The 15,912-nt window shown below is 46.7% G+C and carries 16 protein-coding genes; 12 read left to right on the top strand and 4 right to left on the bottom strand.

The features are described from left to right. The first annotated feature begins 2 nt into the window (after window positions 1–2). From fabZ to AC6R16_RS06300, 10 genes are all read left to right on the top strand, one after another. Entirely contained in the window at window positions 3–455 is a 453-nt protein-coding gene (gene fabZ, locus AC6R16_RS06345; RefSeq protein WP_139152290.1) for a 3-hydroxyacyl-ACP dehydratase FabZ, read from the top strand. A gap of 1 nt (window position 456) precedes the next feature. Beyond that, window positions 457–1,245: an acyl-ACP--UDP-N-acetylglucosamine O-acyltransferase gene (gene lpxA / locus AC6R16_RS06340; RefSeq protein WP_239853844.1), complete on the top strand. Its 789-nt coding sequence runs from the start codon at window positions 457–459 to the stop codon at window positions 1,243–1,245. Between the two features lie 91 nt (window positions 1,246–1,336). After that, a complete protein-coding gene (lpxB, locus tag AC6R16_RS06335) occupies window positions 1,337–2,491 on the top strand; it encodes a lipid-A-disaccharide synthase (protein WP_500673908.1) in 1,155 nt (384 codons plus the stop codon). Next, window positions 2,484–3,101, top strand: a complete 618-nt coding sequence (gene rnhB, locus AC6R16_RS06330; protein WP_500673907.1) for a ribonuclease HII — start codon at window positions 2,484–2,486, stop codon at window positions 3,099–3,101. The genes lpxB and rnhB overlap by 8 nt, the downstream gene beginning before the upstream one ends. Before the next feature lie 90 nt (window positions 3,102–3,191). After that, window positions 3,192–6,671 carry a DNA polymerase III subunit alpha gene (gene dnaE, locus AC6R16_RS06325; protein ID WP_500673906.1) on the top strand — a complete coding sequence of 1,160 codons (3,480 nt, stop codon included), beginning with the start codon at window positions 3,192–3,194 and terminating at the stop codon, window positions 6,669–6,671. Between the two features lie 38 nt (window positions 6,672–6,709). Then, window positions 6,710–7,669, top strand: coding sequence for an acetyl-CoA carboxylase carboxyl transferase subunit alpha (gene accA / locus AC6R16_RS06320; RefSeq protein ID WP_004744802.1), 960 nt, complete (start codon window positions 6,710–6,712; stop codon window positions 7,667–7,669). A 93-nt stretch (window positions 7,670–7,762) separates the two neighbouring features. Further along, window positions 7,763–9,082 carry a tRNA lysidine(34) synthetase TilS gene (gene tilS, locus AC6R16_RS06315; protein WP_500673905.1) on the top strand — a complete coding sequence of 440 codons (1,320 nt, stop codon included), beginning with the start codon at window positions 7,763–7,765 and terminating at the stop codon, window positions 9,080–9,082. A gap of 50 nt (window positions 9,083–9,132) precedes the next feature. After that, window positions 9,133–9,447, top strand: a complete 315-nt coding sequence (locus AC6R16_RS06310) for a c-type cytochrome (RefSeq protein ID WP_500641591.1) — start codon at window positions 9,133–9,135, stop codon at window positions 9,445–9,447. A gap of 101 nt (window positions 9,448–9,548) precedes the next feature. Further along, window positions 9,549–9,887 (top strand): nitrogen regulatory protein P-II, encoded by a 339-nt coding sequence (gene glnB / locus AC6R16_RS06305; protein WP_004744805.1) that lies wholly within the window; start codon window positions 9,549–9,551, stop codon window positions 9,885–9,887. Between the two features lie 55 nt (window positions 9,888–9,942). Then, on the top strand, window positions 9,943–10,794 hold the full coding sequence (locus AC6R16_RS06300) for an endonuclease/exonuclease/phosphatase family protein (protein ID WP_500673904.1): 852 nt from the start codon (window positions 9,943–9,945) through the stop codon (window positions 10,792–10,794). Here the strand turns inward: AC6R16_RS06300 and AC6R16_RS06295 are convergent. From AC6R16_RS06295 to gloB, 3 genes are all read right to left on the bottom strand, one after another. Then, window positions 10,791–11,477 carry a YIP1 family protein gene (locus AC6R16_RS06295; protein ID WP_069667046.1) on the bottom strand — a complete coding sequence of 229 codons (687 nt, stop codon included), beginning with the start codon at window positions 11,475–11,477 and terminating at the stop codon, window positions 10,791–10,793. The genes AC6R16_RS06300 and AC6R16_RS06295 overlap by 4 nt on opposite strands. Beyond that, window positions 11,474–13,036 carry a LysM peptidoglycan-binding domain-containing protein gene (locus AC6R16_RS06290; protein WP_500641593.1) on the bottom strand — a complete coding sequence of 521 codons (1,563 nt, stop codon included), beginning with the start codon at window positions 13,034–13,036 and terminating at the stop codon, window positions 11,474–11,476. The genes AC6R16_RS06295 and AC6R16_RS06290 overlap by 4 nt, the downstream gene beginning before the upstream one ends. 70 nt (window positions 13,037–13,106) lie before the next feature. Then, complete coding sequence (gloB, locus tag AC6R16_RS06285; protein ID WP_500641594.1) at window positions 13,107–13,865, bottom strand: hydroxyacylglutathione hydrolase; 759 nt, start codon at window positions 13,863–13,865, stop codon at window positions 13,107–13,109. 52 nt (window positions 13,866–13,917) lie between these two features. Between gloB and AC6R16_RS06280 the strand changes: the two genes are divergently transcribed. Beyond that, on the top strand, window positions 13,918–14,655 hold the full coding sequence (locus tag AC6R16_RS06280) for a class I SAM-dependent methyltransferase (RefSeq protein WP_500641595.1): 738 nt from the start codon (window positions 13,918–13,920) through the stop codon (window positions 14,653–14,655). Here AC6R16_RS06280 and rnhA read toward each other — a convergent pair. Beyond that, complete coding sequence (gene rnhA / locus AC6R16_RS06275; protein ID WP_171322916.1) at window positions 14,652–15,116, bottom strand: ribonuclease HI; 465 nt, start codon at window positions 15,114–15,116, stop codon at window positions 14,652–14,654. The two genes, AC6R16_RS06280 and rnhA, sit on opposite strands and share 4 nt — an antisense overlap. A 56-nt stretch (window positions 15,117–15,172) precedes the next feature. Between rnhA and dnaQ the strand changes: the two genes are divergently transcribed. Next, the gene (gene dnaQ / locus AC6R16_RS06270) at window positions 15,173–15,910 is read left to right on the top strand and encodes a DNA polymerase III subunit epsilon (RefSeq protein ID WP_500673903.1); all 738 of its coding nucleotides are present in this window, start codon (window positions 15,173–15,175) and stop codon (window positions 15,908–15,910) included. Window positions 15,911–15,912 lie beyond the last annotated feature (2 nt).

Below are 15,912 nucleotides of genomic sequence, written 5' to 3'. Positions count from 1 at the left end.
CTTTGACTACTGAAAACAAAACGATGAACATCACTGAAATTCAGGAATTGTTGCCGCATCGCTACCCATTCTTACTAATTGATCGCGTGATTGATTTCCAAGAAGAGAAATACCTAACGGCGATTAAGAATGTTTCAGTGAATGAGCCTCAGTTTACAGGTCATTTCCCTCAACTACCTGTATTCCCAGGTGTACTGATCCTTGAAGCAATGGCACAGGCAACTGGTCTATTGGCATTCAAATCATTCGGTGCCCCTTCAGACAACGAGCTATACTATTTCGCAAGTGTAGACGGTGCTAAATTCCGCAAGCCAGTGGTTCCTGGTGACCAGTTGGTAATTGAAGTAGAGTTCTTAAAAGAGCGCCGTGGCATTGCTGCATTCAAAGGCACAGCAAAAGTTGACGGCGAAGTAGTATGTTCTGCTGAACTAAAATGTGCTCGTCGAGAGTTTTAATATGATTCATGAAACGGCTCAAATTCACCCTTCTGCTGTCATTGAAGGTGATGTAAAAATCGCAGCGAATGTGACTGTAGGTCCATTCACCTATATCTCGGGAACGATCGAGATTGGTGAAGGTACTGAAGTGATGTCACATGTTGTGATCAAAGGTCATACAACCATCGGTAAAGAGAACCGTATTTTCCCCCATGCTGTGATTGGTGAAGAGAACCAGGACAAGAAGTATGGTGGAGAAGAGACAACGGTAGTGATCGGTGATCGCAACGTAATCCGCGAAGCGGTACAAATCCACCGTGGTACTACTCAAGATAAAGCAACCACCGTGATTGGTAATGATAACTTGCTGTGTGTTAACGCGCACATCGCCCATGACGTTATTGTTGGTAACCATACTCACGTTGGCAACAATGCTATCCTTGGTGGTCACGTTACCCTTGGTGACTATGCCGGTGTTATGGCTCTTTCAGCGATTCATCCATTCTGTAATATTGGTGCTTACTCATACACAGGCGGCTGCTCTGCTGTTGTTCAAGACGTACTTCCTTACGTACTTGCGCAAGGTAACCACGCAACACCGTTTGGCCTAAACCTAGTAGGCCTTAAGCGTAACGGTTTTGAGAAGCCAGAAATCCGTGCATTGCAGAAAGCGTACAAAGAAATTTACCGTTCGGGTAAAACGCTTGAAGACGCAAAAGCAAGCCTAGTTGAAATGGCAAAAGAGTTTGAATCAATCAAACCTATGCTAGAGATGCTAGAGATTTCTGAGCGCGGTATTATTCGTTAATAACACTTGTGAAGCTGCATAAAAGATCGCAATCTTACGGTTGCGGTCTTTTTTACTTTTTAAAGCAACAAATTAGGTAGGTCATTCAGCAATGGAAAAACCACTACGTATTGGCATTATCGCCGGCGAACTGTCAGGGGACACTTTGGGTGAAGGCTTTATCAAAGCGATCAAAGCCCAATATCCGGATGCAGAGTTTGTTGGCATTGGTGGTCCGAAGATGATCGCTCAAGGCTGTGAGTCTCTGTTCGATATGGAAGAGCTCGCGGTTATGGGCTTGGTTGAAGTGTTGGGACGACTACCAAGGTTGTTAAAAGTTAAAGCTCAGTTGGTAAAGTATTTTAGCGATAATCCACCGGATGTCTTTGTCGGTATTGATGCGCCAGATTTTAACTTACGCCTTGAGCTTGATCTGAAGAAAAAAGGCATTAAAACAGTACATTATGTCAGTCCTTCTGTCTGGGCGTGGCGTCCAAAGCGTATCTTCAAAATTGATGCGGCGACCGACCTTGTGCTGGCCTTTTTACCGTTTGAAAAAGCCTTCTACGATAAGTATCAAGTGGCTTGTGAGTTTGTTGGTCATACCTTAGCAGACGCTATCCCGCTTGTACCGGATCAACAACAAGCGAGAGCCTTGCTTGGCCTAGAGCAAAACAAGCAGTGGTTAGCGGTGCTACCTGGCAGTCGTGGCGGTGAAGTCGGGCTGATTGCGGAACCCTTCATTCAAACTTGTCGTGAAATCAAGCAAAAGCATCCGGATATTGGCTTTGTCGTGGCTGCAGTGAATGATAAACGTCGCCAGCAGTTTGAAGAGATATGGCGATCTGTGGCGCCAGAGCTCGATTTCGTCATCGTTCAAGATACGGCACGTAACGTTATCACTGCCTCAGATGCTGTATTACTCGCTTCAGGTACCGTGGCACTAGAATGTATGTTGCTCAAGCGACCGATGGTGGTGGGTTATAAAGTTAATCGACTTACAGGTTGGTTGGTACAGAAACTGGCTATTACCAAATACGTATCTTTGCCTAACATCTTGGCAGGAGAAGAGTTGGTGAAGGAATTTATTCTTGATGAATGTGATCCTGAATACTTAGTTCCTGCCGTCGATAAGATGCTAACTAGTGATAACCAAGAACTTATCGACCGCTTTACTGATATGCACAAACTGATTCGCAAAGATGCCGATGTGCAAGCCGCTAAAGCCGTACTTAAGCTCATCGGCCGAGATAAACAAGATGACTAAACAAAGCAAAGAATTACCGCCTTTTGAATATCCTGAGGGATACCTTCGTATCGCTGGTGTTGATGAAGTAGGGCGCGGTCCCTTGGTCGGTGATGTTGTGACCGCTGCGGTCATTCTAGATCCAAGTAATCCGATTGAAGGATTAAACGACTCGAAAAAACTGTCTGAGAAGAAACGTCTGGCGTTACTGCCTGAAATTAAGCAGAAAGCCTTAGCTTGGTCGGTAGGTCGTTGTTCTCCAGAGGAAATTGACGAACTGAACATTCTTCAAGCCACTATGGTCGCAATGCAAAGAGCTGTCGCAGGTTTAGAAGTTCAACCTGATTTCGTATTGATTGATGGCAACCGCTGTCCCCAATTACCTATGCAATCGCAAGCCGTGGTTAAGGGAGACTTGCGTGTTGCGGAGATCAGTGCTGCTTCGATTATTGCTAAAGTGGTTCGCGATCAAGAGATGGAGGAGCTGGATAAGCTTCACCCTGAGTTTGGTTTCGCTAAGCACAAAGGCTACCCAACTAAGGCGCACTTTGAAGCGATTGAGCAACACGGTGTCATTGAGCAGCATCGTAAGAGTTTCAAACCCGTTAAGCGTGCGCTTGGCATTGAGTAGCAATACTGTTTCAGGGGTATATAAGTCGAAGTTTTTCACTTAAAATACCCCAAATATCTCCATCAATTATAACCGTTCCGGACTCTATCCATGTCAGACCCTAAGTTTATCCACCTTCGAGTTCATAGTGACTTTTCCATGGTCGATGGCCTTTCAAAAGTGCCACCCTTGGTTAAGAAAGTGGCTGAGTTGGGCATGCCTGCGATGGCGCTGACTGACTTTACTAACTTATGTGGTCTAGTGAAGTTTTATGGCACGGCCCACGGTTGTGGTATCAAACCGATCATTGGTGCTGACTTCGTGATGCAGTCACCTGAGTTTGGTGATGAGCTGACTAAGCTGACCGTGATTGCTGCGGATAACGTCGGTTATAAGAACCTGACTTTACTGATCTCAAAAGCCTACCTACGAGGCCACGTTCAGCATCAACCTGTGATTGATAAAGCGTGGCTGGCTGAGCTCTCAGAAGGGGTAATTATACTTTCCGGAGCTAAGAGTGGTGAAATAGGCAAAGCGCTGTTGAAAGGCAACCAGAATGTTGTCGAGCAGTGCGTCGAGTTCTACCAAACCCATTTTCCAGACCGTTTCTATCTAGAACTGGTTCGTACTGGCAGAGCCGATGAAGAAACCTATCTTCACTTTGCGTTAGAGCTGGCAGAGCAACATGACCTGCCGGTTGTTGCTACTAATGATGTAGTGATTCTTGATGAGACACTGTTTGATGCGCACGAGATTCGTGTTGCGATTCATGATGGTTATACGCTGGAAGATCCACGTCGACCAAAAAACTACAGCGCTCAGCAATATCTTCGTACTGAAGAGGAGATGTGTGAGCTATTCTCAGACATCCCTGAAGCATTAGAAAATAGTGTAGAGATTGCTAAGCGTTGTAACGTGACAGTCCGCTTGGGTGAATACTTCCTGCCCGCGTTCCCAACCGAAGGGATGGAAGAAACCGAGTTTTTGGTTAAAAAATCTGAAGAAGGTCTGGAAGAACGACTGGAATTCTTATTCCCCGATCCGGCGGTGCGTGCAGAAAGACGACCTGAATACGATGATCGTCTTAAAATTGAACTGGAAGTAATCAATAACATGGGATTCCCAGGTTACTTCTTGATCGTAATGGAGTTCATCCAGTGGTCAAAAGATAACGCCATCCCTGTAGGTCCTGGCCGTGGTTCAGGTGCCGGTTCTTTGGTGGCATATGCGTTAAAAATCACCGATCTCGACCCGCTAGAATACGATCTTCTGTTTGAGCGATTCCTCAACCCAGAACGTGTTTCCATGCCCGATTTCGATGTCGATTTTTGTATGGATAAACGTGACCAAGTAATTGATCACGTTGCAGAAATGTATGGTCGTGATGCGGTATCGCAGATCATCACTTTCGGTACGATGGCAGCGAAGGCGGTAATTCGTGACGTAGGCCGTGTACTTGGTCATGGTTTCGGTTTTGTTGATCGCATTTCGAAACTGGTTCCGCCAGATCCGGGTATGACGCTAGAAAAAGCATTCAAAGCAGAACCTGCACTGCCTGAGCTGTACGAAAACGACGAAGAAATTAAAGAGCTGATCGATATGTGTCGCATCCTTGAAGGGTGTACACGTAACGCAGGTAAGCACGCTGGTGGTGTTGTAATATCGCCAACCACTATCACTGACTTTGCGCCGATTTATGCTGATGCGGAAGGTCACTTCCCGGTAACTCAGTTCGATAAAAACGACGTTGAAACCGCGGGTCTAGTTAAGTTTGACTTCTTGGGCTTACGTACGCTGACCATTATTGACTGGGCGTTGGGCTTGATTAACCCACGTTTAGAGAAGGAAGGCAAAGACCCAGTCGCCATTGAGTCTATCCCATTGGAAGACCAAGCTTCCTTCAATCTGCTGCAAAATTCAGAAACCACTGCGGTGTTCCAGCTTGAATCGCGTGGTATGAAAGAGCTAATAAAACGCCTTCAGCCAGACTGTTTTGAAGATATTATCGCACTGGTTGCTCTGTTCCGTCCGGGGCCGCTTCAGTCGGGCATGGTAGATAACTTCATCGACCGTAAACATGGACGCGAGGCGGTTTCTTACCCAGATGAGCAGTGGCAGCACGAGTCGCTAAAAGAGATTCTCGAGCCAACCTACGGCATTATCCTCTATCAGGAGCAGGTAATGCAGATCGCTCAGGTTCTTTCTGGCTATACGCTTGGTGGTGCAGATATGCTTCGTCGTGCGATGGGTAAGAAAAAGCCAGAAGAGATGGCCAAGCAGCGTGCGACGTTCGAAGAAGGCGCGGTCGCCAACGGCGTAGACGGCGAATTGGCGATGAAGATCTTCGACTTGGTAGAAAAGTTCGCAGGTTACGGCTTCAACAAATCGCACTCGGCTGCATATGCTCTGGTTTCTTACCAAACTCTGTGGCTCAAAACTCATTTCCCAGCGGAATTTATGGCTGCGGTAATGACCGCCGATATGGATAACACTGAGAAAGTCGTCGGTCTGGTCGATGAGTGTTTCCGCATGAAACTCAAAGTGCTGCCGCCAGATATCAACGCAGGTTTGTATCGCTTTAATGTCGATGACGATGGGGCGATTGTTTACGGCATCGGTGCTATCAAAGGGGTGGGTGAAGGTCCAATTGATGCCATTCTCGAAGCGCGTAACAAAGACGGCCACTTTAAAGACCTATTCGATTTCTGTGCTCGTATCGACCTGAAAAAGGTTAATAAGCGAGTCATTGAGAAACTCATTTGCGCCGGCGCATTGGATCGCCTTGGTCCGCACCGCGCAGCAATGATGGCTTCACTGAACGATGCTGTTAAAGCGGCGAGCCAACATCACCAAGCAGAAGCCTTTGGTCAAACCGATTTGTTTGGCGTGTTGACCGAAGCACCTGAAGAAGTGGAGCACAAATACACCAAAGTTGAACCTTGGCCGGAAAAAGTGTGGCTCGAAGGTGAACGCGATACTTTAGGCCTTTATTTGACCGGGCACCCAATAAATGCCTACATAAAGGAACTTGGTAAGTACACCAGTTGTCGACTAAAAGACGCAACACCAACCAGACGGGATCAAAGTGTCACTGTCGCGGGTCTGGTAATTGCGGCTCGTGTGATGACCACCAAGCGTGGAACACGTATTGGTATTATGACACTGGATGATCGAAGCGGACGTATGGAGGTGATGTTATTCTCCGATGCGTTAGATCGATATGCAGAATTGTTAGAAAAAGATAAAATTTTGGTTGTTTCTGGACAGGTCAGCTTTGATGATTTCAATGGTGGTCTTAAAATGTCCGCGCGCGAGGTTATGGATCTCGGGACTGCTCGTGAAAAATATGCACGGGGATTATCAGTTTCCATCGATCAATCGCAAATCAATGACCGATTTTTTGAGCGTTTTAGTCAAATACTAGAACCTCATCGGGCGGGGAGCGTTCCTGTCCATGTATACTACCAACGCTCTGATGCACGAGCGCGTTTGACGTTGGGTACAGAATGGCGAGTGACGCCAAGTGACGCATTATTAGATGATTTAAAACAACTACTTGGGAAAGGCCAGGTAGAACTCGAATTTAACTAAGTTCGGTAAAACGCCACCGAATCATAAAGGATCTATAGATGAGCCTGAATTTTTTAGAATTTGAAAAGCCAATCGCAGAGCTAGAAGCAAAAATTGAAGCACTTCGTGACGTATCTCGTCATGGCGGTGAGTCTGGTGTTGATCTTGAAAAAGAGATTGAACAGCTAGAGAAGAAAAGCCTAGAGCTTAAAAAGAAAACATTCAGCGATCTTGGTGCTTGGGAAACTGCCCAGCTTGCTCGTCACCCACAGCGTCCTTACACGCTTGATTACATTGAGCATGTGTTTACAGAGTTTGATGAGATGGCGGGTGACCGTCACTACGCAGATGACAAAGCGATTGTAGGTGGTATGGCACGTCTTAATGGCCGTCCAGTAATGATCATTGGTCACCAAAAAGGTCGTGAGACTAAAGAGAAAGTAAAACGTAACTTTGGCATGCCTAAGCCAGAAGGTTACCGCAAAGCGCTACGTTTGATGCAAACGGCAGAGCGTTTTAACATGCCAATCATTACTTTCATCGATACAGCGGGTGCCTACCCAGGTGTTGGTGCAGAAGAGCGTGGTCAATCAGAAGCTATCGCGACTAACCTAAAAGTGATGGCGGGTCTTAAAGTGCCAGTTATCTGTAACGTTGTCGGTGAAGGCGGTTCTGGTGGTGCACTTGCTATCGGTGTTGGTGACTACGTCAACATGCTGCAATACTCAACCTATTCTGTTATCTCTCCAGAAGGCTGTGCTTCAATCCTATGGCGTGATTCAGATAAAGCGCCACAGGCAGCAGAAGCGATGGGTCTGATTGCTCCACGTCTTAAAGAGCTAGAGCTGATTGATGAGATCATCGATGAGCCTCTAGGTGGTGCACACCGTGATCACCTGCAGATGGCGCAGAACATGAAAGCGACCCTAGTTCGTCAGCTTGAAGAGCTAGAAGCGTTTGATAACGACACCTTGCTAGAGCGTCGATACCAGCGTCTAATGAGCTACGGTTACTGTTAATCGGCACAAATGTTAGAAAAAGGCTGAACTTAGGTTCAGCCTTTTTTATTGCCAGTGATAAACTAGCGTTAATAACTCCAAATGTTACTCGCTATGAAGCTCGAATCTATTTTTCAACACACTCTCGACCAATACTATCAAACCGGTAGCCGAATCGTCCTTGCCCTAAGTGGTGGGCTTGATTCTCGGGTCATGCTTGAACTGATGGCAAGCTACTGTAAATCGCGCAAGCTCGAATGCCTGGCGGTCCATGTTCACCATGGTTTAAGCGAGAATGCAGACAGTTGGGCTGAGCAATGTAAACATTGGTGTCAGGAGCTTGGTATCCCATTTGTGTTAGAAAAGGTTCAACTGGCAACTCAAGGCCGAAGCATTGAAGAGAGTGCTCGTGAAGCCAGATATACAGCACTTAATAAGCATCTTCAGCAGAATGATTTACTACTCACCGGTCAGCATGCTGATGATCAGCTCGAAACCTTTTTCCTTGCTCTCAAGCGTGGTAGCGGCCCAAAAGGTTTGTCCTCAATGGCGCAGAGTATGTCATTAGGTCAGGCGAATTTGCTCCGTCCGTTGTTGGCTATCGCACGGCATGAAATTGAAGAGTTTGCTCACGCTCAGCAATTGACTTGGGTAGAAGACGAAAGCAATCAAGACCAAAGATTTGAGCGTAATTTTGTTCGTCACTCATTAACGCCATCTTTAGTGGAGCGTTGGCCTCATATTAGGCAAGCAGTGCAGCGTACAGCCGAACTCTGCTCTGAGCAGGAGCAACTGCTTGATGAACTGTTAGCTGAGAAATATCTGCAATGTTTATGTGAAGATGGCAGCCTGTCTATTGCGATGTTGGACAATGCGTCAACTCTGATTCGCAGCCGATTAATTCGCATGTGGCTTGAGCAAAATCACCTGCGTATGCCCACTCGTGAGCAATTGAGTAAGGTGTGGTTAGAGGTCGCGATGGCAAAAGCGGATGCCAATCCGCAGCTGCAGCTTCCTGAGGTGCAAGTACGCCGCTATTTAAACAAGCTCTACATCGTTAGAGATTGGCAATCACTTGCCGAGTGGCAGCAACCGCTCGGTATTGATAAGCCTTGTCCTTTGCCTGATGAATTAGGAAGCTTAGCGCTCGTCCCTTCGAGTGAGGGGAGATTGTCTCGACAGGCATTAGCCCTAAGTCCGTTGCGTGTCACTTTTAACCCAGAGGGATTAAGTGCACACCCAGCAGAGCGTGGGCATAGCCGCAAACTGAAAAAGCTGTTCCAAGAGTATGGTGTGCCAAGTTGGTTACGACGCAGAACCCCTATCTTGATGTGTGGTGATAGGGTCGTTGCCGTGGGGGATTTGTTTATTGATCGCCACTTTATAGGTCAGGATTGTGAACTTGTCTGGGACAAGGGATCACGCTTTATGTAAAATTGTATACATAAAAACGTACAACTATCATGGAATTATAAGGAAGAGCAATGAAGAAATTCGCTATAGGATTGGTACTTGGAATGGGCCTACTTAGTGGTAATGCGCTGGCTGCAGGTGATGTTGCGGCAGGTCAAGCAAAAGCGGCCATCTGCGCTGCTTGTCATGGTGCAGATGGTATTGCAGTGATCCCTGGCTATCCAAACCTTAAAGGTCAAAATGAGCAGTATCTTGTGACGTCTATAAACGCTTACAAAAACAAAGAGCGAAATGGTGGACTCGCAGCAGTCATGCAAGCGCAAGCAGCAATGCTAAGTGATGCTGATGTCGCTAACCTAGCGGCTTATTACGCTAGTTTGAAATAGTCGATAGGATAGATTGCGAGCCCGAGCTACAAAGCTCGGGCTTTTTATTAGCCATTGAACATGGGATAATGACGCTAGTTACAATAGTTTAAGGGAAGAACATGAAAAAGATTGAAGCCATCATTAAGCCGTTTAAGTTAGACGACGTGCGTGAAGCACTCGCTGAAGTGGGCATTACAGGTATGACAGTGTCTGAGGTTAAAGGCTTTGGTCGTCAGAAAGGTCATACTGAGCTATACCGTGGTGCAGAGTACATGGTTGATTTTCTACCTAAGGTTAAGCTTGAAATCGTAGTTACGGATGACGTGGCTGATCAATGTGTTGATACCATCATCGAAACGGCACAAACTGGAAAAATCGGTGACGGTAAGATCTTTATCACTGATGTGGAGCGTATTGTCCGAATTCGTACTGGCGAAGAAGACGAAGACGCCATCTAACCCATAAGTATTGTTTAAAAAGAGCCGTAAGGCTCTTTTTTGTTTAGGTAATGCAATGAAGAAAAGCGCTTACTTTATCATCTTGCCTCTGGTCTTATCCTTAGTGGTTGTTGTCGGCTATCAATCAATCTTTAGCTTTACTCAGCAAGCTCAGATCGCGTCTATTTCAGGCAATAATGTCGCATTATCTTTGCAATGCTATCGTAATGAACAAGCGCCTGTTTTGGATAATCGTGGTGAGGTCAAGCTACTGGTCTGGAACATCTACAAGCAAAATAGAGAAAACTGGCAGCAAAGCTTAACTGAACTGTCGGATGGAAAGCAGTTGGTCTTGTTGCAAGAAGCCAGTATGACACCTGAACTCATCGATTGGGTGGCGAAACAGGGGTGGTTTGGTAGTCAGGTAGATGCGTTTAAAGCGTTTGATACATCCGCAGGGGTATTGAATTTGTCTTTGAATACGCCAAGCAAAGCTTGTGCTTACACTGAACTAGAGCCATGGCTACGTTTGCCTAAATCGGCCCTATACGCGCTATACCCACTCTCTTCAGGGGAGCAGTTAGCTGTGGTAAATATTCATGCGGTTAACTTCACCTACGGTACCAAAGAGTACCATCGTCAGTTAACGGCGTTGACTAAAGAGCTGAGTCAGCATCACGGCCCGATAGTTGTTGCCGGAGACTTCAATAGTTGGAGCGAAGAGCGCTTTGCGGTGATGTCAAAAGCGCTAACGTCACTAGGGTTAGAAGAAGTCGATTATCAACCAGATAATCGCACTCAGTTTGTGACTGGCTTGCCACTCGATCATGTCTTTTATCGTGGCTTAACACTGGAAACAGCAGAGGCGCCAATCTCTGACGCCTCTGATCATAATCCAATTTTAGTTAGTTTTCGCTTAGCACTCTAGAATATCAGGATGTAAAGCGCCCAAATTAGGTAGTAAGCAAGCCAAGGCAGCGCGGAAATAACCAATGCTTGACCGCGTTCAAATTCAGTCCAAGTTCCTACCGCGGCGTAGCCTAAGGCAATGTACCAAGGCAGTAATAGTGGGAATGAGCTAGCAAACTGTGACCACTCGTTAGTTAGTGGTAGCTTTAACAGCCCGTTGAGGCTATTCAAATCGGCGGCATACACCATAACTTGGCCATGTTTTAGTAGCGCACTCACGTAGCTTGCCAAGTCACCGATAATCGCAGGGAAAGTGATCACCGCGCTGGCTGCGAACCATTTCCAGAAACCATGCTGATGCTGGCTTGGTTTTGTCGCGAGATTGAACCAGAAAGCAAGCATCAGAATGGTCAGCGTTCTACCAGCAATATCACTAATGATTTCACTCGCCATCAAGGTATTGGCGTCAAGTAGTTCTAGCTGTTTTGGGTTGGTTTCTGCCAGTTGCGCTGCAAGCCCTTGCCTTAGCCACTCGAAATCAACCATGTCGAAGTAAGCGCCCCAGAAAAGAAACGGGGAAAGTACCAAGAAAATGTACGGCTGCCAGCCCCAAGCACCACGTTGGTAGAGGGCTAAGAAACAGGCGCTAGGCGAACGGAAAATGTCGACTAGCATGATTAACGGGTTACTTGACGGGTTCATACACTTACCTTAGTTACGTCTACATACAGCTTAAGTTTCTGACCTGGCTTAAGGTACTTCTGTCTGCTGAGATCGTTCCATTTAACGATGTCGTTTGATTTGACTTTAAATTTGCTCGCAATACCACTGATGGTGTCACCTGTGCGGACGTTGTAGAACACAGTGCGGATGATCGCGCCGTCAGAGCTGTTTTTCCAAATCACCAGTTTTTGACCAACGCGCAAGGTGTCTCTTGGTCCCATGCCATTCCACTTCGCTAATGATTGGTGTGACACCTTGTTGGCGCGAGCAATCGACCATAAGCTATCGCCAGAGCGAACTGTGTGAGTGAGCTTAAATTGACCACGAGACTTAGCCTGTGTTTTCGCTAATCGGTTCGACGCGCTAAGAGCATAGGCTTTGTCGTCTCGTGTCGAAGTTGGGATCATCAAGTGTTGGCCGACTCGAATGTTGTTGCCACTGAGGTTATTCGCCGTGCGAATCACGTTGGCAGTGGTATTATACTTTTGCGCTAAGACACTCAGGCTATCCCCAGACTTCACCTTATAGCGAACGACTTTCATTCCTTTACCACGGTTTTCTGCTACCGCTTTATTGAACTTAGCGACGCTATCTTTTGGAAGAAGCAATTGGTGAGGCCCGTCCGGTGCTGTCGCCCATTGGTTGTATGCAGGGTTGAGGCCTTGTAGCTCTTTAACACTGATACCCGCGTAGTTAGCGGCTATGGCGAGGTCAAGTTGCTCTTTAGGGTCAACGAGTTCAACGACAGGCTTGTTAGCAATCGTTGGAATACTGATACCATACTTTTCTTGGTTAGCGACAACGTCTGCTAGAGCAAGCAGCTTTGGTACGTAACCACTGGTTTCTTTAGGCAAATCAAGCGAGAAGAAATCTGTAGGCTTGCCGAGTTTGGTGTTTTTGCGAATTGCACTAGATACTCGTCCGCCGCCACTGTTGTAGGCAGCAATGGCGTGAGTCCATTCGCCATCAAAACGTTTGTTGAGATAGGTAAGGTAATCTAGGGCGGCATCGGTTGAAGCGGCGACATCACGACGTCCGTCGTACCAAAAGTTTTGCTTAAGGCCTTGTTGCTTACCCGTTCCCGGAACGAATTGCCATAAACCCGCAGCACTACCATGAGAGTAGGCAAAAGCATCAAAAGAGCTCTCTACCACTGGTAATAGCGCTAACTCTAACGGCATATTGCGTTGCTCTATCTTCTCTGTAATTAGATACAAGAACGGCTCTGCACGTTGTGAGACAGTTTTTAGGTGGTTAGGGTGTTTTAGATACCATGTACGGTAGTAGTCAACGAGCTTGTGGTCAGGGATTGGCATCTCTAACTGCATAGCGATGCGCTTCCAGACATCTTGTTGTGTCTGTGGAGTCACCACTGGCTCGGATTTTACGATAGGTTTTGCTGGTTGAGCGCTTGGCTCAGTTTGCTTAACTGTTGGATTGTTTGTTTCTGGAGAGACGGCTTCTCCAGAATCAGTCGGCTGGGTAAGCTGACAACCTGATAATAATAGCGCTAATACCCAGCTGTGTTTAACTCGCATTGCACAGCCCTTTTTTTACTTGGCTGCTGATAATACTTGTCCCAATTAGTAGGTGACAAGCGGCAAAACGTTAAAATTCGTTCTTCCACTCACGTAATGCGCTAAAAATTGCGAGTGAGTCGCTTTGAGTAGTACGATTTGCGACAGAACGGATGACAGTTTGTTGATCGGTACGCAGAAAAGGGTTGATCCATTTCTCACGCCGAATCGTGGTCGGTAAGGTTGGCTTGTTCTGTGCTCTTAGTCGGTTAACCTCGTCACGATATTGCTGAAGCTGCTGGTTATCTGGCTCTACAGCAAGAGCGAAAGCGATATTACTTGCGGTATATTCGTGCGCGCAGTAGACCTCGGTTTCTTCTGGTAGCGCGGCAATTTTGGTGAGAGAAGTGTGCATCTGCTTCATCGTACCTTCAAAGACGCGTCCGCAACCCGCCGAAAACAGCACGTCACCACAGAAAAGTTTACCATCACCCACATAACCAATATGACCGCGAGTATGGCCTTCTAAGCCGAGCACAAAGAAGATTTCATCAAACAGTTCTATCTGATCACCAGCATCAACAGCATGCGTCAAGGTAGGCACTGGCTCATTGGTTGGGCCGACAACATCGACGTCTGGAAACTGTCTCACTAGTTCCGGGACGCCGCCGATATGGTCATTGTGATGGTGGGTAATGAGAATCGCTTCTAAACTCAAGTCATGCTCTTTGAGATACGCCAAAACTGGCGCAGAGTCACCTGGGTCGACAACGGCACAACGGCGATCGCTATTTTCGATCAGCCAGATGTAATTATCATTAAATGCAGGTATGCTTTTGATATTCAACATGGTTGTGTCTCCAGTATATCGGTCAACAGACGCTTGGGTGAAGCAGGTAACTATGAAGCCAGCACGTAGTAGTAAAAAGCTTGAAAAGCCTCATTCATGGTCTCAGCTAAAAAATGGTCAGTGGGTGAATGAATCCATTCAAACCCGCGTTGACGAATGGTGCCCTAAGCTGTTCGGTTATCATTTACTAAAGCTGGGAGGCCTGAGCTGCGAGTTAACCAGTTTCAATTGTAATATTCAACATCAAGTTCATCTAGATATCCAGAACCCGTTGCATAATGTCATTGCAGATGGCTACGATTTGCCCTTTTTAGAGAAAAGCTTCGATGCGGTATTGATGGCGCACCAGTTAGATTACTGTAATGATCCGCATCGTATGTTACGTGAAGTGGATAGGGTGATGATTGATGATGGCTATTTGATTATCACTGGATTCAACCCTATCAGCTTTACCGGATTGGCGAGCTTGATGCCGTGGAGAAAGAACAACCTTCCGTGGAGTGGTAGGATGTTTACACCAAATCGCATTAGAGATTGGCTAGGGTTACTCAATTATCAAGTGATTGAATGTGATAGCTACGCGCTGTTCCCGATGCAGAAATATCGTACTATGTGGACATGGCTTGAGAACAGTTTAGGTGAATGGGCTTCGCCGCTGGGCAGTTTGTATTTTATTGTTGCTCGTAAACGAACCTACCCACTTAAGCCGATTAAGCCACACTGGAAGTTAAAAAGAAAATTGACGCCAGTTGGCGTCAATTACAAAGTGTCGAATAAGCAAAGTCATTAGCTAGGCTTGTAGCCGCTGTCTTCTTCGGTCGGGTTTTCTGCAGCCGCTCGGGCTAGTTCGTCACACATTTCGTTTTCGCGATGGCCTGCGTGACCTTTAACCCAACGCCAGTCAACGCTGTGACGTTCAGTTTCTTTGTCGAGTGCTTGCCAAAGATCGGCGTTCTTAACTGGTTTTTTATCTGCGGTTTTCCAACCGCGTTTTTTCCAGTTGTGAATCCACTGGGTAATGCCTTGGCGTACATACTGGCTATCTGTGGTGAGAATTACATCACATGGCTCTTTAAGGGCTTGCAGTGCAACAATGGTCGCCAGCATCTCCATACGATTATTGGTTGTCAGTGTATAACCTTTGGCTAATGTCTTTTCGGTTTGTTTGTAGCGAAGAACCACACCGTAGCCACCAGGGCCAGGATTGCCTAAGCAGGAACCATCAGTGAAAATTTCCACCTGTTTCGTCATGATTTGATACTATTGGGTTAAGCACATTATTGGCATAGTCTGACACACATTTTGTTATGAATACCAGCAACAATTCTAAGCAACACCGTATCGTGGTACTCGATACCGAAACAACCGGTATGAACCGCGAAGGCGGGCCTCACTATCAAGGCCATCGCATTATCGAGATCGGTGCGGTCGAGATCATCAATCGTAAACTAACAGGGCGTCACTTCCACTGTTACATCAAGCCAGATCGAGAAATACAGCCTGATGCAGTCGAAGTCCACGGTATTACCGATGAATTCTTGGTTGATAAGCCAGAGTACCAAGATGTTCACGTAGAGTTTCTCGATTTCATCAAAGATGCTGAGCTGGTGGCGCACAACGCGCCCTTCGATACCGGCTTTATGGATTACGAGTTTTCTATGCTCGATCCGCAGATTGGTAAGACGAGCGATTTCTGTAAGGTGACCGATACGCTTGCGATGGCGAAGAAGATCTTCCCAGGCAAGCGAAACAACCTTGATGTGTTATGTGATCGATACGGAATCGATAACTCGCACCGTACGCTCCACGGGGCTTTGCTCGATGCGGAGATTCTGGCCGACGTATACCTGTTAATGACAGGTGGGCAGACTTCTTTGCAGTTTAATGCCGGAAATGGCAACGAAGAGGGCGGCGAAGCGATAAAACGTGCAGCAAGTGGACGAAAAGCGCTAAAGGTTTTGCGTGCAAGCGCCGATGAAATAGAAGCCCATCAAAGTAGATTAGATATCGTCGAGAAAAGCGGAAGCTGCCTCTGGCGTCAATAGGA

The organism is Vibrio sp. R10-SG3-ISO10 (assembly GCF_059834185.1).
The sequence above is the reverse complement of the archived record's forward strand: the minus strand, read 5'-3'. Positions and strand labels throughout refer to the sequence as shown.